Annotated in this window: 19 protein-coding genes, 1 pseudogene and 1 riboswitch; of the genes and pseudogenes, 19 read left to right on the top strand and 1 reads right to left on the bottom strand. The window is 68.8% G+C overall.

What is annotated here, in order from left to right; all coding sequences use genetic code 11:
* The first annotated feature begins 124 nt into the window (after positions 1-124).
* From AYX06_RS18130 to AYX06_RS18050, 19 genes and pseudogenes are all read left to right on the top strand, one after another.
* Positions 125-523 carry a hypothetical protein gene (locus AYX06_RS18130; protein WP_101853470.1) on the top strand — a complete coding sequence of 133 codons (399 nt, stop codon included), beginning with the start codon at positions 125-127 and terminating at the stop codon, positions 521-523.
* Positions 520-1212: an RES domain-containing protein gene (locus AYX06_RS18125; protein ID WP_062737328.1), complete on the top strand. Its 693-nt coding sequence runs from the start codon at positions 520-522 to the stop codon at positions 1210-1212. Before AYX06_RS18130 ends, AYX06_RS18125 begins: the two co-directional genes overlap by 4 nt.
* Before the next feature lie 84 nt (positions 1213-1296).
* Positions 1297-1482 carry a hypothetical protein gene (locus AYX06_RS18120; protein ID WP_062737327.1) on the top strand — a complete coding sequence of 62 codons (186 nt, stop codon included), beginning with the start codon at positions 1297-1299 and terminating at the stop codon, positions 1480-1482.
* A complete protein-coding gene (locus AYX06_RS18115) occupies positions 1479-1694 on the top strand; it encodes a hypothetical protein (protein WP_062737326.1) in 216 nt (71 codons plus the stop codon). Before AYX06_RS18120 ends, AYX06_RS18115 begins: the two co-directional genes overlap by 4 nt.
* Before the next feature lie 35 nt (positions 1695-1729).
* Positions 1730-1888 (top strand): hypothetical protein, encoded by a 159-nt coding sequence (locus tag AYX06_RS18110; RefSeq protein ID WP_157093485.1) that lies wholly within the window; start codon positions 1730-1732, stop codon positions 1886-1888.
* Positions 1889-1985: 97 nt separating this feature from the next.
* Positions 1986-2885, top strand: a complete 900-nt coding sequence (locus AYX06_RS20010; RefSeq protein ID WP_143709999.1) for a hypothetical protein — start codon at positions 1986-1988, stop codon at positions 2883-2885.
* Positions 2886-3396: 511 nt separating this feature from the next.
* Entirely contained in the window at positions 3397-3543 is a 147-nt protein-coding gene (locus tag AYX06_RS20005; protein WP_157093484.1) for a hypothetical protein, read from the top strand.
* A gap of 108 nt (positions 3544-3651) precedes the next feature.
* On the top strand, positions 3652-3918 hold the full coding sequence (locus AYX06_RS18105; RefSeq protein ID WP_062737324.1) for an SHOCT domain-containing protein: 267 nt from the start codon (positions 3652-3654) through the stop codon (positions 3916-3918).
* 216 nt (positions 3919-4134) lie between these two features.
* Complete coding sequence (locus tag AYX06_RS18100) at positions 4135-4479, top strand: hypothetical protein (protein ID WP_062737323.1); 345 nt, start codon at positions 4135-4137, stop codon at positions 4477-4479.
* Positions 4476-5453: a cytochrome c biogenesis CcdA family protein gene (locus AYX06_RS18095; protein WP_062737322.1), complete on the top strand. Its 978-nt coding sequence runs from the start codon at positions 4476-4478 to the stop codon at positions 5451-5453. The genes AYX06_RS18100 and AYX06_RS18095 overlap by 4 nt, the downstream gene beginning before the upstream one ends.
* A complete protein-coding gene (locus AYX06_RS18090; RefSeq protein WP_062737321.1) occupies positions 5450-5971 on the top strand; it encodes a TlpA family protein disulfide reductase in 522 nt (173 codons plus the stop codon). Before AYX06_RS18095 ends, AYX06_RS18090 begins: the two co-directional genes overlap by 4 nt.
* A gap of 236 nt (positions 5972-6207) precedes the next feature.
* A complete protein-coding gene (locus AYX06_RS18085; protein WP_062737320.1) occupies positions 6208-6396 on the top strand; it encodes a cation transporter in 189 nt (62 codons plus the stop codon).
* 139 nt (positions 6397-6535) lie between these two features.
* Complete coding sequence (gene merA, locus AYX06_RS18080; RefSeq protein WP_062737319.1) at positions 6536-7981, top strand: mercury(II) reductase; 1446 nt, start codon at positions 6536-6538, stop codon at positions 7979-7981.
* Between the two features lie 45 nt (positions 7982-8026).
* The gene (gene merB / locus AYX06_RS18075; protein WP_062737318.1) at positions 8027-8686 is read left to right on the top strand and encodes an organomercurial lyase MerB; all 660 of its coding nucleotides are present in this window, start codon (positions 8027-8029) and stop codon (positions 8684-8686) included.
* 91 nt (positions 8687-8777) lie between these two features.
* Positions 8778-10127, top strand: coding sequence for a dihydrolipoyl dehydrogenase family protein (locus tag AYX06_RS18070; protein ID WP_062737317.1), 1350 nt, complete (start codon positions 8778-8780; stop codon positions 10125-10127).
* Positions 10128-10239: 112 nt separating this feature from the next.
* Positions 10240-12114 (top strand): glycoside hydrolase family 15 protein, encoded by a 1875-nt coding sequence (locus tag AYX06_RS18065; RefSeq protein WP_062737316.1) that lies wholly within the window; start codon positions 10240-10242, stop codon positions 12112-12114.
* Positions 12115-12175: 61 nt separating this feature from the next.
* A complete protein-coding gene (locus AYX06_RS18060) occupies positions 12176-13561 on the top strand; it encodes a glucose-6-phosphate dehydrogenase (protein ID WP_062737315.1) in 1386 nt (461 codons plus the stop codon).
* Positions 13558-14945 (top strand): annotated as a pseudogene (locus tag AYX06_RS18055) (FAD-dependent oxidoreductase). Before AYX06_RS18060 ends, AYX06_RS18055 begins: the two are co-directional and overlap by 4 nt.
* Positions 14946-15074: 129 nt before the next feature.
* Positions 15075-15464, top strand: coding sequence for a heavy metal-responsive transcriptional regulator (locus AYX06_RS18050; protein ID WP_062737314.1), 390 nt, complete (start codon positions 15075-15077; stop codon positions 15462-15464).
* Positions 15465-15816: 352 nt separating this feature from the next.
* Here the strand turns inward: AYX06_RS18050 and AYX06_RS19545 are convergent, their stop codons facing one another.
* A complete protein-coding gene (locus AYX06_RS19545; RefSeq protein ID WP_147017687.1) occupies positions 15817-16917 on the bottom strand; it encodes a LysM peptidoglycan-binding domain-containing M23 family metallopeptidase in 1101 nt (366 codons plus the stop codon).
* A gap of 59 nt (positions 16918-16976) precedes the next feature.
* A riboswitch (cyclic di-AMP (ydaO/yuaA leader) is annotated at positions 16977-17150 on the bottom strand.
* Positions 17151-17312 lie beyond the last annotated feature (162 nt).

Raw genomic sequence — 17312 nt, 5'->3', positions numbered from 1 at the left:
ACTATTGAGGCACTGCCCAGTTCCTCGCGTCCGCATGGGCGCGAACCTCAAGACAGACCCAAAAGTCTGTGGCTACGCCTGCTACCCTATTCTTTCTGATGTGGAGCTGATCTAGACTTGATTTATGTCTGAGATTCCACTGGTGCCGCGCCCCGATGCCCTGTCTTTCCGACGGCAGTCGACCCATCACCAGGCCGTGCGCGCCGACTGGCAGGTCATCGTGCACGCCTTGAACACCAACCTGGGCAACGGGCTTCTCGCGCTGATCGCCGGGGTCCGCCCGGAGACGGTCAGCCGGTGGGCCTCGGGGCAGAACAAGGACCCGAGGCCGGCGATGGAGCGCCGGGTGCGTGAGGCGTACACGATCTACACCGACCTGGTCCGGGTGGACTCCCCGCACACGGTGCGGGCGTGGTTCATGGGCTCGAACCCCTTGCTGGGCGACGACTCCCCGGCCGAGGCCCTGGCCGCCGGCCGGTTCAAGGCCGTGCTGGCCGCAGCACGCGCGTTCCGCGACGAGTGAGCACCCACGAGCGGGTCGACCGCAACAACGTGATGGTCTGCGAGCCACAGACAGAGCTGTGGCGGGTCGGGCGCTCCACCGGGCCCCTGCACTTCTCGCGGCTCGACTTGGAGATCGCCGAGGACGACCGGGCCGGCAACCGCTTCGACGTCCTCGGGGGTGGAGTGCTCTACGCCGCCTCGAACCCCACAGGGGCCTACGCCGAGACGTTGCAGAGATTCCGGCCTACCACCGCCACCCGTGCCGCCGCCCAGGCCCACCAGCCCCACCTGATGCTCGCCGGCGACGTACCCCGGGACTGGCGGGCACGACGGTCCTTGGCGCAGTTCCTCATCCAGAGCCCCACCCCGTTCGTGGACATCGAGTCCCCGCGAACCCACCGGGCCTTGGAACACCATCTGGCCGGCGAACTGGACGCCCTCGGGATCGCCAACCTGGACGTCTCCGCGGTGCGCTCCGAACGCCGGCTGGTGACCCGACTCATCGCCACCTGGGCCTACCGCGCTGCGGACCCGGAGACGAACTACGCGATGTACTGCGGCATCAGGTACGTCTCGAAGATCGGCAACCACGAGTGCTGGGCGATCTTCGAGGGCACCGAGCTGTCCCTGCTCGGCGCCGGCCCCATCGACGGCAACGACCACGCCTACCGCCAAGCCGGGGCAGAACTGGGACTGCGCCTGCACTGAGCCGACCGCCGATGAGGGGTCAGACGAGCCTGAGTGCTCCGTGGCACGATGCGAAGACCACCAGGACGATCCGGGAGGGCTGCCATGTCCAGACGAGCCAAGCTCCTGACCCTGGACGTCATCATTCTCGTCGCCTGGGTGATCGGGATCCGGATCATCCTCGGGGAGTGGGACTGGCTCATTACCGGCATCGGGATCGTGGCCCTGGGGGCCCGGATGGCCTGGGACGCCCGGCCCCGCCGCGACCCCGGAATGGAGACACCGCGATGAATCGGAACCGGCAGCTGCGCGGGTTCTTGATCGCGATGCTTGTTGGCGCCGGGCTCATGGTGCTGGGGCAGCTGGTGGCGTGGCCACCGGAGTCCGGTCTCGAGCGGATCCTGACCGGCCTGACCGTGGCCGTGACCCTCCTCGCCGTCTCACTCACGGTCTACGCGTGGCAGCACGGCCGACGTCGTCACGGGAGGGATGAACGTCCATGACGACCCGACGGCTCGTGCACGGTCTATTGGTGGCAATGTGCCTAGGCACTGTCCTGGTGCTCGTCGACCTCGTGGTGTCCTGGCCGCCCGACCTGCCGTGGGGGATCGTCCAGTACGTGCTCGCAGCACTGTGGATCACTGCGCTCGTGTGGATGATTGTCAGCTTCAGACGACAAGGACAGCGGGGGAACTGATCCGCGGTGTGACTGGCCTCTAACGCGCCACATATAGATAGGCGCAAGTAGGACCGCCACATCGTTCGTTGTCGGAAACAGGCCGTACTGTCGACGTATGGCAAAGGACCGCTCGGAATACCCGCTACGTCTCGATGTCTCACAGTCAGAATTGAGTTCCATCGAACAGCTTCGCTTGAACCTGGGGGCCGTCTCGCACAAGCTCGGGGCGTTACATTCGGCGGGCAATCCCCATCCTCACTCCGACTTCGCCGCGGACCACCGTCGTTCCAAGGCGTACCCAACCCACCTCACCGTGATGCACCAATTAATCGCGGCAGGAGAGAATCTTCAGTCTCTTGGCGACATGCTCCGGGCGGACAAGGAAGCCGATGGAGGATTGCGGATTGGCGGCCGCGTAGCGGGGCCTTACGCATGTGTTCGAGCCGCCATCGAGTGCGCGGCGAACGCATACTGGCTGGCTGCTCCGAAAAGCTCAGACGAGCGCCTCACCCGGTCATTCGTGTGGCAGCGCGAGGACACGCACCTTCGGTGGAAAGCGATCAACGAATTCAGAAAATTGTTCCCCGAAGATCAAGGTGCCGACTCCAGGGATAGCCACCGCTCCCTACCGGATGACAACCGGCACCTCGACGAATTCGCCGAACGCGCCGGTCTAGACATCAAGGCGACCCAAAGGCGCGTCAGCATGACCGACATTCTTGAGTGGATTAAAGAAAACAATGAACATCTAAGGACGTCAAAAGGTCTCTGGATGCTCACAAGCGGGCAGGCACACGGGCGCCTGTGGTCCCATCTTCACATTGCTCAAATGACCGAGGTGAGCCGCGATCCTGTGAACGAGTCATCGCACTTTGTGCACGCACTCAACTACACGACGCTCAACGACATGGTGACCGGAACACTGTTGCTGTTCAACGAGGCGAACGCGATGTCCTGGAAACGATGGCGCGCACCCGGCGCCGGAGCTTCCTTCTTCCCCAGCCCGGGTAGTTAACTCCTACTGCAAAAAATTCTGTGCGGAACATGGTCGATGTTGGCTCCACGGCCAGCACCATCTCCATGACTCTGACTGGCGGTCAGCCGGTAACCGGCCTTACGTAAAGTAGAGCGACTTCATCTACACTCTCCGCACGCCGTAAGGGCCCGGCCGCGTCACAACGCTCGGTTGCTGTGGCGATGGCGTTGCCGTGAGCTCGAGGCACTCAATAACGAAAGCTGGCGCCCCGGAAAGGCGGTTTCCGTCGTGTCCCCTATCGCTCTGCCTCGTGATCCTGATGCGGTACTGACTGTCACCAACGTCTCTGAAGGCCAAAGGCTCATCCCCGACGACGTCGATCTTGGCGGACTGTCCCAGGTGGTCGCCGCAGTCATCGATGACGAGGCGCTCCTCTACGGGGAGTTTCAGGTGGAGGCCGCCGCGGTCGTGGGCTGGCCGCCGGCAAATCTAGCCCGGTGGGTCAGCACTGTCCGGTGTGGTCGAGGACTGGAGGCCCGGCACTGACGGCATGGTCACGCTCAGCGCCTACGTCTGCGTCTACGTCCAGACCCACGAACGCGGGCTCCTCGGCGTGACTCTGCACGAAGCCCTGGAGACCCTCAACACCGTCCGCACCCAGTATTTGGACCGTCTCCGCTCCGGCCTCACCGGCTGATGGCCCCGGCACAGCGGGGGCCATCAGGATCCCTGTCCAGTATTCCCGGGGGTCACCACCGGTTCGAACTAGCCTTGGCTACGCATTCCCAGAGAAAGGAACGTCATCATGATGAACGGCGGCGGTATGGGCGGTATGGGCTTGATGTGGCTTTTCGGCCTCCTGGTGCTCGTGGGGGTGGTCACGCTCGTGGTCGTGCTGATCAAGGCCTTCACCGGCGGATCCCCGAACGCGGGCCGCTCCGGTGCCGGCCGTGAGCCGGGCACGGGATTCGGCCGGGGACGGGAGATCCTCAAGGAACGCTTTGCCCGCGGGGAGATCAGCACCGAGGAGTACCACGAACGGCTTCGGACCTTGGAGGAGGACGGCCGGTAGGCCTCCTGGTCTCACCGGTGACTGCCGGCCCTGCCCCCCTCGGGGCGGGTGCCGACGCAGGGGCCGACCCGCGGCCGGCGGATCTACTTGCGCTGCCGGATCCATGCCTTGACCTTGCCCCATAGGGGAAGGTGGACAGTGGTTCCACCAGAGCAGTTGGAACTTCGCGGCGCCGTGACACAAGCAGGGTGATGCCGCGCTGAAGGGAAGCCGGACATGTCCACCACACCGAAGAGTCAGAGCAGTTTCATCCACCTCGCTGTGGGTGGGTTCGTGATCTTGCACGTGCTGTGCTGCGGGTTGCCGCTGCTGATCGCCGCCGGAGTCCTCAGCGGCGTGGGCGGGGTTGGCTTGGCGGCCGGCAACGTTTGGTGGGCCGCCGGTGCGGGCCTGTTGGCCGTGGGGTTGGTGGTCTGGTTCATCCGGCGCCGCCGTGCAGGTACCGGTGGTGATGGGGCTGATTGTTGCGCCCCCGACCGGCATCCTCTCCCCCGCGGCGAGCACGGACAGGAGGCCCTGGACCGGGCACCGGCTGGGGCGGGCGCGGAGGCCGGCAAGTGAGCAGTTCGTGGGGATTGGCGTTCTTGGCGGGGATGCTGGCCACGGTCAACCCGTGCGGGTTCGCGATGCTGCCGACGTATCTGGCGTATTTCATCGGCGCTGACTCCCGGGCGGGGGGCGTCCGACCGTTGTGGGCCGGTGTGCGAGCTGGGGCGGCGCTGAGCGCGGGGTTCTCCCTGGTGTTCATCGCCGCGGGCTTGTTGGTGGCGGTGGGGTTGCGTTCCATCGCTGCGGCCATGCCGTGGGCTGCGGTGGGTATCGGGGGCGTGCTGATGCTCGCTGGGCTGGGGATGCTGGTCGGGTGGCAGCTGTCCGGGTCCCGGTTGAACCTGAACCGGTTCCTCACCCCGGACAAGCCCGGTTCCGGTCTCAAAGGGGTCTTCGGTTACGGGGTCGCCTATGCGGTGGCTGCGCTCTCGTGCAGTCTGGCGCTGTTGTTGGTCGTGGTGGCCCAGGCCACCGCCACGGGCAGCCTGGTCGGGTTGCTGGCTGTTTTCGTGGCCTACGCCGCGGGGTCCTCGGTGGTGCTGATGCTGCTGTCGGTCGGGGCGGCGCTGGCCCGCCACTCCCTGGCCCGGCGCCTGCAACGGCTGCTGCCGCTGGTGCACCGCCTCAGCGCGGTCGCGCTGATACTAGCCGGTGTGTACCTGGTGCTCTACTGGCTCCCGGCCCTGTCCGGCGGGGCGGCCGGATCGCTGCTGGGCTTTGTGGCCACACCGATCAGCGCATCCAGTGTCGCTGTCACCGAGCTCGTGGCCCGCACCTGGCCTGCACTGACTGCCGTTGCCGTCCTCGCTGTGCTCCTCGCCGCCGTCCTGTCCCGGCGCCGCCGTCCTGCTGCCCGGACCGGCCGCACCGCGCAGGTCGCCGAGAACACCGAGGACCACGACGACGACCCGGCCTCGTGCTGTGCGCCGGGCCCGCAGGCCCTGGAGCCCTCCAGTAACCGTGAAGACCAGCGAGGAAACCGATGACCCGCAGCCGCCGCGTCTACACCCTTGCCGCCCTGTGCCTGGCCGCCGTGCTGGTGGCGGTCCTGGCGGTCATCGCCCTGAACCGGGGAAATCCGGCCTCTACTGTGGCCGGGGGCGGGCCGGTGGAGATCACCTCCGTCGACGGCGAGGAGGTGACGGTGCCCTCCGACCGCCCGACCGTGCTCTACTTCATGGCCAGCTGGTGCGCCACCTGCATCCCGCAGGCGACTGCGATGGACGAGCTGGAGGAACAGTATGCCGATCGGGTCTGGTTCGTGGCCGTGGATGTGACCCCGGAGAACACCAAGATCGAGGTGGACCGGTTCCGTACCGCGGCTGGGGCCCCCGAGCACCCTTACGTCGTGGATGAGACCGGGCAGCTCACCAAGCGCTACGGCATCACGTCATTGGACTCCACCGTGGTCGTGGCCCCGGACGGTGAGGTCCTGGACCGCGCCGATGGCACGCCTATGAAGGCCGAGGCGCTGCGGGCATTCCTGGACGGAGCGCTCTCCTGACCTGGAGCCCTGTTCGCCACCCTTACCTCGACCGTTGACTGCCCCGGCGTTGCGCGGCCGGTTCCGGCTGGGCACGTTCCTTGTCCGCGGCCGTGTTGGATAACTGTCCTGTCGAAGATCATCTGGAGGTTGCCATGCCGGATCAGCCAATTGAGAAGAATCTGCCAGCCGATGCGGTGGTGCTGTCCGTGCCCGGATTGCGGGAATCACCGGTGCTCGGCGGTGGGTGCTGTGCTGTGACCGCCGAGGACGCGATCCACGACGAGCTGGTCAGCTGGCCGGCGATCGTCTCGGCCACCGTTGACCCGCAGGCGCAGACCGCCACGGTGATCCTCGACCCGGACATGGAGGACCGCCTCACCGACGCCGTAGAGGTAGTGCGCGACCTGGGGTTCCCCGCCGTGGAGGTCCTCCGCCGCGCCTGACCGATCGACTGCCTGCCCGTCCCGGATTCGGGCCCGTCCCTTGACCTTCCCCCGATGGGCAAGGTGCACAGTGGGGACAGCACACCAGTTAGGAAGGCTTCTGTCGGAAGTTCTTCCCCGACGATTCGTGGAGGTCCCTGTGCCCGAGACTGCAGTTCCTGAGTTCGATCTGGCCATCGTCGGTTCCGGTGGTGGGGCGTTCGCCGCCGCGATCCGGGCGACCAGCCTGGGCCAGCAGGTGGTCATGGTCGAGCGGGGCACCGTCGGGGGCACCTGCGTGAACACCGGGTGCGTGCCGTCCAAGGCGTTGCTGGCCGCAGCCGACGCCCGGCACGTGGCCCTGGACGCGTCCGGCCGGTTCCCGGGGATCAGCACCTCCGCCGGGCCGGTGGACATGCCCGGGCTGATGGCGGGCAAGGACGCTCTGGTGGAAGGGATGCGTTCGGAGAAGTACGTGGATTTGATCGCCGACTACGGGTGGGACCTGCGCCGCGGGGAGGCCACTTTCACCGGCACGGCCCAGGACCCGGTGCTGGAGATCACGAACGCGGACGGGGCTGTGCAGACGGTCCGGGCCCGCCACTATCTCGTGGCGACGGGCTCACGCCCGTGGACTCCCCCGATCGATGGTCTGGAGGGCGTCGACTATCTCACCTCCACGACGGCGATGGAGCTGCCGGAGGTCCCGGAGTCGATGATCGTGCTCGGCGGCGGCTATGTGGCCTTGGAGCAGGCTCAGCTCTTCGCCCGGCTGGGCTCGCAGGTCACGGTGCTGGCCCGCTCCCGGTTGCTGTCCGGGGAGGAGCCGGAGGTCTCGAAGACCCTTACAGGGGTCTTCGCCGATGAGGGCATCCAGGTGGTGCGCCGGGCCGCGGTCGAGTCCGTGGCCACCGATCCGGCCACCGGTAGCGTCGTGGTGGCCGCCACCACCCGGGCCGGGCGCCAGGAGTACACCGCGGACCGGTTGCTGGTGGCCACCGGGCGCCGGGCGGTCACCGAGGGCCTGGGCCTGGGCACGGTCGGGGTGGCTACGGGGGAGCGGGGGGAGATCCTCGTGGAGGACACCCTGGCGAGTTCGCACCCGCGGATCTGGGCGGCCGGGGATGTCACGGGGCACCCGGAGTTCGTCTACGTGGCCTCCGCCCACGGGGTCACCGCGGTGGAGAACGCCTTCCACGACACCGGGCAACGGGTCGACTACACCCACCTTCCCCGGGTCACCTTCACCTCCCCGGCGGTGGGGGCGGTGGGCATGACGGATAAGCAGGCCCGGGAGGCGGGCATCCGGTGCGAGTGCCGGGTGCTGCCCCTGGAATACGTGCCGAGGGCGCTGGTGAACCGTGACACCCGGGGGTTCGTGAAGATCGTCGCCGACGCCGACACCGGGCGGATCGTGGGGATCACCGCGGTGGCCAAGGAGGCCGGGGACCTGGCCGCGGCCGGGGTCTACGTCCTGTCCGCGGGGATGACGGTGGACCAGGTGGCGACCCTGTGGTGCCCGTATCTGACGATGGCCGAGGGCCTGAAAATCGCCGCCCAGTCCTTCCGCACCGATGTCTCGAAACTGTCCTGCTGCGCCGCCTGAGGCCCGGACCATTTCAAACGCACCAGTCCGCCGGAAGGAACGACCATGACCGATCACGACCCCCACGAGGTCACCGAGCGGTTGAGCACCGCCGAAACCGGGATGCAGCCGTGGCTGTGGTTGCCGCTGCTGCGGCTGCTGGCCCAGGGCGACCCGGTGGACCCCCAGGACCTGGCGGCCGCGGTGGGCCGCCCGGCCGAGGAGGTCCGTGGCGCCCTGGAAGCGGTGCCCGACACCGAGTACGACGGCTCCGGGCGGATCATCGGCCTGGGCCTGACCCAGCGGGCGACCCCGCACCGCTTCGAGATCGGCGGGGAGCAGCTCTACACCTGGTGTGCCCTGGACACCCTGATCTTCCCCACCCTGTTGGGTGCGGCGGCACGGATCGAATCGGCCGACCACGCCACCGGGGCACCGGTACGGCTGCGCGTCGAGGCCTCCGGGGTCACCAGCGTGGAGCCGGCCACCGCCGTGGTCTCCCTGGTCAATCCGGAGGACCTCAGCTCCATCCGCTCCGCGTTCTGCCACCAGGTCCACTTCTTCGCCTCCACCGAGACCGCCGCCCCCTGGCTGGAGAACCACCCCGGGGCCACTGCGATCCCCGTGGCCCAGGCCTACCAGCTGGCCACCACCATGGCCGAGCAGATGCTCGCCCAAGCCCCCACCGGCACCTCCGGCAACGGGGCAAACTGCGGCTGCTGCTGACACCGCATGCCCTGCCCCGACACGGGCTGGGGCCGCACGACGAGTTCGACGAGTAGAACCGAAAGATCCACGCATCTGAAGGAGAAACATCATGAGCGAACATTTCGACGTGGCCGTCCTCGGCATGGGACCCGGTGGCGAGGTCGCGGCCAGCCGCCTGCTCAATGCCGGGAAAAAGGTCGTGGTCTTTGAGCGGGAGCTGATCGGTGGGGAGTGCGCCTACTGGGCGTGCATCCCCTCCAAGACGGTGCTGCGCCCGGCCGAGGCCCGCACCGAGGTCCACAAGGCCGCCGGAGTCTCCGGGGCCGAGGTGGACTGGGCCTCCACCCGGGAATACCGCGACTACATGATCCGTGACCTCGACGACTCCGCCCAGGCCGAGGGCTACACCGCCCAGGGCGCGACCGTGATCCGAGGCGAGGCCCGCCTCACCGGCCCGGGCCGGATCCAGGCCGGGGACCGGGAGATCACCGCCGAGCACATCATCATCGCCACCGGTTCCGAGGCCGTGATCCCCCCGATCGAAGGGATCGAGGAGATCACGGCCTGGACCAATCGGGAGACCTACACCACCGACGACCTGCCCGCACGCGCCGTCATCGTCGGCGGCAGCGCCGTCGGGGTGGAGACCGCCACGTTCCTGGCCCGCTTCGGCGTGCAGGTCACCCTCATCCACCGCGGGGACCGCCTGCTGGGCCGGGAGGACCCCCGGGTGGGGGAGCTCGTCCACGACTACCTGGCTGAGACCGGGGTCGACATCCGCCTGGGCGCCTCCGCCGCCAAGGCCCACCGGAACGGTGCGGACAGCGTCATCACCCTCGAGGACGGGACCGAGGTGGCCGCCGACGTGGTGATTTTCGGCACCGGCCGCGCCCCCCGCACCCAAAACCTGGGCTTCGAGACGGCTGGGGCACGACTGGGCGAGCACGGCGAGGTGCTCATCGACGAGCATGCCCGGGCCGCCGACAACCTGTGGGCGATCGGCGACGTCACCGGGGTGATGCCGTTTACCCACGTGGCGAAGTACCAGGGGCGGATCGCCGCTGACGCGATCCTGGGCCGGGCCCACGCCGCGACCTATGAGGGGATCCCGCGGGTGGTGTTCGCCGACCCGGAGATCGCCGCCGCCGGGCTCACGCAGCAGCAGGCGGAGCAGCGCGGGATCCGCACCACCGCCACCGAGCTGGATCTGGCCCAGGCCATCGCCCGCCCGTGGACCTACGAGCAGGACCCGCGCGGGCATCTGGGGCTGCTGGCCGACGCCGACCGGGAGGTGCTGATCGGGGCGTGGGCGGTCGGCCCGCAGGCCGGGGAGTGGATCCACCAGGCCTCCCTGGCCATCCGGACCCAGCTGCCGCTGGAGACCCTGTTGGACCAGGTCGCCCAGTTCCCCACCTACCACGAGGCCTACCAGGCCGCCCTGGAGCAGCTGGAGGTCTAACGCCACCGATCCGAGTTCCATGCCCCGCCCCGTCCAGGTAAGGATCACCGTGAACGTCCCGGAAGCACCTGAAGACCCGTCCACCCCGGAACCGACCGGACAGGATGCGGGTGTGCGCGGGGGCTTCCCGGACATCGGTGCCCTGGCCCCGCTCGGTGACGGGCTCTCGGCCGCCCTCGTCGGCCCGGACGCGGCCGTGGAGTTCTTCTGCCCGTTGCGCTTCGACGCCCCCGCCCTGGTGTTCCCGGTGCTGGACCGCCGGCGTGGGGGCCGGCTGCGGTTCGGTGCGGTCGCCCCTTCCGGTGCCGCGTTGCCGGTGACCCGGCGGTGGTACCAGCCCGGCAGCGCGGTGATGGTCCTGGAGTGGGGTGGGGCCTCCACGGTCTTGGCGCGGATGAGGATGGCCATGACCTGGCCGCCCCCGCAGCACGGCCAGGAAATCCTGTGGGTGCTCGAGAGCGTCAACGGGTCGGTGGATGTCGAAGCGGTCCTGGAACCCCGGCCCGGGTTCGGGACCACGGCCTTCGATCTGACAGTCAGTGACGGGCTGGCGACCCTCGCCTCCGAGGCTGAACCGGTGCAGTTCGCCGTCTCCGGCCTACAGCTGGAGGACCGAGACGGGGGCAGCGCCGGCGGGCAGGCGGTGCTGCACGCCGGGGAGCGGTGGGCCGGGCGCCTGATGATCGGGGCCGGGGCGGGCCCCTGCACCGCGGAACCGGAGGAGGTGGCCGCGGCACTGGAGGCCATCGATGAAGCGTGGCGGCAATGGTCCCAGAACCTGGTCTATGAGGGCCCGGCCCGGGAGGCGGTGCTACGCAGCGCGATCACGCTCAAGCAGCTGATCTACGCCCCCAGCGGGGCTGTGACGGCCGCGGCCACCACGTCCTTGCCCGAGCAGATCGGCGGGGAACGCAACTGGGACTACCGCTACACCTGGTTGCGCGATGCCAGCTTCACCCTCAACGCCCTCTACCAGCTCCAGTGCTACCCCGAGGCCAACGCCTACGCCCGCTGGTTGTGCACTGCCACCGCCGGGGCGGGGCTGCCGCTGCGGGTGCTCTACCGGGTGGACGGGGCCACCGAGATCCCCGAGTCCTCCCTGACGGAGGTGACCGGCTACCGCGGCAGCACCCCGGTGCGGGTCGGCAACGACGCCGAGGCCCAGTTGCAGCTGGACAGCTACGGTGAGCTGGTCGACTGCCTGAGCATCTGCGAGGTGTTCGGCGATGACGTGATGCGCACCGAATGGCCGCACTTCCGCCAGCTCGTGGATTTCGCCGCCGAGCACTGGCAGGAGCCCGACAGCGGGATCTGGGAGGTCCGCAACCACCCACGCCACTTCGTCCACTCCAAGGCCCTGGCCTGGACGGCCCTGGACCGCGGCTGCCAGCTGGTGGAAACCTACGGACTGGACGGCGACCTACCCCGCTGGCGGGAAGCAGCAGATAAGTGCCGCCAGGAGATCTTCGACTCCGGAGTCACCGACGGGCACTTCACCCGCGCCTACGACGATCCCTCCATGGACGCGAGCCTGCTGATGCTACCCATCATCGGATTCATCAACGGCGACCACCCGATCATGACCAAGACCATCGAAACCGTCCGCGCCCAGCTCACCCCCCAGCCCACCGTCCACCCCGGGCTGCTCTACCGCTACCGCCTCGACGGGCCCGACAGCGTCGAGGACGGGTTGGTCGGCACCGAAGGGGCCTTCACCATCGCCAGTTTCTGGCTCATCGAAGCCCTCGCCCTGGCCGGGAACACCCGCGAAGCCAACGAACTGTTCGAGACCCTGGTTGCCCTGGCCGGGGACCTGGGCTCGTTCGCCGAGGAGATCGACCCCACCACCGGCACCCAGCTAGGCAACACCCCCCAGGCTTTCACCCACATCGGCCTCATCAACGCCGGGATGCGCCTGGCCGGAACATCCGCCAAAGGACAAGCACCCGCATCTCCGGCCCCGGCACCCGCGCCACGGACCGGCTGAGGCTTCCACTGATCCTGAAACCGCCCGGTCATCACCCCGGGCACCGACGTGAGGCACAACCATGGACGACACCGTCTCGACCCTGATCATTCTCGGCGGCACCGGCGACCTCGCCTCCCGGCTGCTGCTGCCCGGCCTGGGCCGGCTGCTCACGGAACAACCCGACCGGCGGATCCGCCTCATCGGCTCCGGACGGCAGGACCGGGACGATGAGCAGTGGACCGACACCGTCCGGGGGTCCTTCGACACCGTCGGGGCGACAGGACCGGCCGTGGACCACGCCCTGGCCGACGCCCGCTACCTCAGCGCCGATGTGTCCGCCCCCGAGGACCTGGAGCAACTCCTCGGCGCGGCCACCGGGATCCCGGCCCTGTACTTCGCGCTGCCCCCGGCCGTGACGGCCAAAGCCGTGGACGCCTTGCAGGAGGTCGAGCTGCCCGAGGGCACCGTGCTGGCGATGGAGAAGCCCTTCGGCACCAATCGGCAGAACGCGGCCGAGCTCAACGCCATGCTCGCCGAGCTCGTGCCGCAGGAGCAGGTGTTCCGGGTCGACCACTTCCTCGGCACCTCCACCGTGCTCAACGTGCTCGGTCTGCGCTTCACCAACCGCCTCTTCGAGCCCCTGTGGAACCGGGACCACATCTCCCGCGTCGACGTCGTCTACGACGAGGAGCTGGGCCTGGAGGGCCGCGCCGGGTACTACGACGGTACCGGGGCGATGGTCGACATGCTCCAGAGCCACCTGCTGCAGGCCATGGCGCTGGTCACCATGGAGCCGCCCGCCACCGTGGAGGCTACCGAGCTGCAGGCCGCGAAATCCCAGGCTGTGCGCTCCGTGCGACTGTGGGCCGGAGACCCCGCCCGAGCCAGCCGACGCGCCCGCTACACGGCCGGCACGGTCGGTGGGCAGGACCTGCCCGACTACGTGGACGAGGAGGGCGTGGACCCGGAGCTGGGGACGGAGACGCTGGCCGAGGTCACCGTCGAGGCGGACACGTGGCGGTGGGCCGGGGTGCCGTTCACTCTGCGCTCCGGCAAGGCCATCGGCGACCCCCGTCAGGAGATCGTCGTGACCTTCCGCCAGACCCCGCGGGTGCCGGACGGGTTGCGCGGGGCCGAGGACCCCACGGTGCTGCGCATCGGCCTGGGCTCCCCCACCATCGCCCTGGGACTCAACATCAACGGCCCCGGCGATCCCCTCACCATCGACCGCGCGGAACTGGCGACTGACTTCGGGGAGGGCCGTCTGAATCCCTACGGCGAAGTGCTCCAGAGCATCCTCGACCGCGACCCCACACTGTCCGTGCGCTCCGACGCCGTAGAGCACGCCTGGGCGCTCATCGACCAGATCCGCGATGCCTGGCAGGCCGGCCGGGTACCTCTGGAGGAGTACCCGGCCGGCTCCCCCGGCCCCGACTGGAGCGCCGCCCACGAGGAGCAGCGGTGACACAGCGGCTGGTCGTCATCGGCTGGGACGCCGCCGAGATGAGCGCGGCCTCGGCCGCACGCCGCCAGCAGGGGCGCGACGAACTCGAGATCGTCGCCTTTGAGCGCGGCAACTACACCTCCTACTCCGCGTGCGGGATCCCGTATTTCATCGGCAAGGACGTGGCCGAGGCCTCGGAGCTGATCGCCCGCACCCCGCAGCAGTTCCGCGACAACCACAACAACATCGACGCCCGCACCGGCCACGAGGCCCTGGAGATCGACCTTCACCGCCGGGCCGTGCTGGTACGGGAACAGGTCACCGGCCGGGAGACCTGGGAGGGCTTCGACCAGCTCATGCTTGCCACGGGAGCCGTCCCGTTCCGCCCGCCCCTGCCCGGGATCGACGCCCGCGGCATCCACGGGATGCAGACCCTCGACGAGGGCCTCGCCCTGCGGGCGGTGCTGGAGCAGGAGCGGCCGGCGCGGGCGGTGGTCGTCGGGGCCGGCTACATCGGCCTGGAGCTGGCCGAAGCTCTGTGCGCCTGGGGGTGCAGATCACCGTCATCGGGCGTCCCCCGGCCCCGCTGCCCGCACTGGACCCGGACATGGGCGCCCTCATCACCTCAGCGATGGAGGGGTACGGGATGGAGGTCCGGATGGAGGAGACGGTCACCGGGTTTGAGACCGATGGCGGACAGGTCACCGCGGTGGTGACCGACCAGGCCACCATCCCGACCGATCTGGTGATCCTGGGTCTGGGGGTGGCACCGAACACGACCCTCGCCGCACAGGCCGGGATCCCCCTGGGCGCGACGGGCGCGATCGCGGTGGACCAGCGGCTGCGCACCGGGGTCGAGGGTGTCTGGGCGGGAGGGGACTGCGTGGAGAAGTTCCACCGCGTCTCCCGCCGCCACGTCCGGCTGCCACTGGGCACCCACGCCAACAAGGAGGGCCGCACCGCCGGGATCAACATCGGCGGCGGCTACGCCACCTTCCCCGGGGTGCTCGGCACGGCCGTGACCAAGATCTGCCACGTCGAAGTAGGACGCACCGGGCTTGGCGTCGCGGAGGCGCACGCCGCCGGCTTTGACCCCGTCACCGCGGTGGTCGACTCCACCACGCGGGCCGGCTACTACCCCGGCGCCAAGCCCATCCGCACCAAGCTCATCGCCGAACGCGGCACCGGACGGCTGCTCGGAGCCCAGATCGTCGGCGAGGAGGGTGCGGCCAAGCGCATCGACGTCCTCTCCGTCGCCCTGTGGCACGAGACCCCCGTGGAGGAGCTGCTCAACATCGACCTGTCCTACGCACCGCCGTTCTCCCCACTGTGGGACCCGGTCCTGATCGCCGCCCGCAAGGCCTGGCAGGCCGTCGAGAACGACCGCTCCCACACCGAGCCCTGACCGCCGCCGGACCCGCCCCGCCCCGCAGGCACTGAGCCGTTCCCGATGAATCGCAGTGGAAGCCGCCGCACACAGGCACCTTCCACTATTGTGGAAGGTGCAGGGATCATTTCAGGACCGGGAGGAACTATGCGTATCGGCGAGGCGGCCGCAGCCGTCGGCATGACGACCAAGGCGCTCAGGTTCTACGAGAAACAGGGACTGCTCCCACCGGCCCAGCGTGCCGCCAACGGCTACCGCGACTACCCGAAGGAGCTCCTCGACAGGCTGGAGTTCATTCACCGCGGCAAGGTTGCCGGGCTTCCTCTGGCCGAGATCCGTGACATCCTCCGGGTCCGCGACGCCGGGCAGGTGCCCTGCACCCATGTGACCGAGCAACTGGCCCAGCAACTGGCCGGCCTGGACCGACAGATCGCTGAGCTCACCGCCCTCCGGGAATCCGTGGCCGAGAACTACAGAAGAGCCGCCGAAGGCGACCCCGACCAATGCGACGCCCAACAAATCTGCAGCTACCTGTGACCCCGGCGACCACGATCCGCGCCCAAGCCCACACCAGGAACCTTCTGCAGGCATGGGGCTCACCCTGTCGAGCCCCATCCCTGAGTAACCGCCTGTCACCACTCATGACGGGAACCACATTCACCGCGCCCTCCGGGAGCCGGCGGGTGCGTCTCTATATCCACGAACAAACCAGCAGCACCCCGGCTTGCCACATCACCGGATGGCCGACATGCGATCCCCGGGTGTGAGAGGGATCGGGTGCGGCACCGACCACACCCCGAGGATGCAGAGACACCTAGAGGTGCTTGCCCTAAAGACAGATGGTGTCTGAGCGCCCGGGCGCATGACCGGGCGCTCAGAGACCGTGTGGTTACAGCCAGCCGGCGGGGTCGACGGTCTGGCCGTTGACGACGACCTCGAAGTGGAGGTGGCAGCCGGAGGCGTTGCCGGTGGCCCCGGCGATCCCGATGAGAGCACCGGCCCCCACGGCTTGACCCGCCTGCACCCCGAGGCTCTGAAGGTGGTTGTAGGTGGTCTGCAGGCCGTTTCCGTGATCGATGACGATGCGGTTACCGCCCCCATAGGCGCTGAACCCCGCTTCGGTGACCGTCCCGGCCGCCGAACTGAGCACCGGGGTGTCGCACCCTGCCGCGAAATCGACGCCCGTGTGCAGCTCCGCAGCCCCACCGGTCAACGGGTTGACCCGGTACCCGAAAGGCGAGTTCGTCACCATGTTGGCCACGGGCGCACTGAGCCGACCCACCGGCGCCGACACCGGGACCACCGCCGGTTCGGACGCCGATGCCGGCGCCACCGACATCGCCCTAACCGGTGCAGGAACAGAGACCGGTGCCGGGGCGGGAGCAGGTGCCGGCGCAGCCACAGGAGCCGGGGCAGCGACGGGGGCCGGGGCCGCCACAAGTGCCGGGGCGCCGACAGGCCCGCCTACCGCCCCGTCAGAGGTCAGCGCGATGACGTCGCCGGGATAGATGGTGGTCTCCCACCCCATCCCGTTCAGGGCGAACACCGACTCCAGCTCCACCCCGTAAGCGCTCGAGATCGCCCCCAGCGTGTCTCCGGGCACGACCTCGTGCGTGACCGGAGCTCCCTCGGAGAGGGTTGCTCGACCGGTCAGTGCGATGACGTCGCCGGGGTAGATGGTGGTCTCCCACCCCATCCCGTTCAGGGCGAACACTGATTCCAGCTCCACCCCGTAAGCGCTCGAGATGGCCCCCAGCGTGTCACCGGGCACGACCTCGTGCGTGGTCGGCGACCCCTCGGAGACCGAGGTCGCGGCGGCAACAAGGCCGCCGGCGGGAACCGAGCTCGCCGCCTCATAGGACCCGGCTGCCTCCGTCGCGTTGGCCGGCAGGCCCCCACCCAAAAGCAGACCCGTGGCGGCGAAGGCCACAGCTGCTGACCGGCCGATGTTTCCGGCCTCCGAGGTCACGGCACGTGAAACGGCCTTCATCGGACGCAGGCGCGCCGGGGTCACACGATGACGCGCTGAACGGTGATTCCTGGACAAGATGTACCTCTCCCAATGCCTGCGAAGTTAGCTGTCGGACTCGGATGGGATCATCCGGACGCTCGAAGAACCGCGGAACGGCCCCCAAGCGGCTTAGCCCCAAGAGCTTCCTGCGAAGCCCACTGGTGGTTCCCCCGCTCCTGCCTGACATGTACTACGAGCGGCCCCTTGGACAGCGGCAGGATTCGACAGTCCGCCCAAGAGGGGAACGCCTCTGATGGCGTTGCCGAACCTAGTGTCGACCTTCCCTCATAGGGGAACGTCAAATCCAGGTCGGTTGGCGCCGGCCTCGCCGCGCCACCCCGACCCTGATCGACTTGAATCCGCCCCTGGGCGAA

It is taken from the genome of Kocuria turfanensis (assembly GCF_001580365.1).
GTDB classification, from domain to species: domain Bacteria; phylum Actinomycetota; class Actinomycetes; order Actinomycetales; family Micrococcaceae; genus Kocuria; species Kocuria turfanensis.
This window is presented reverse-complemented; position numbering and strand designations above follow the sequence as displayed.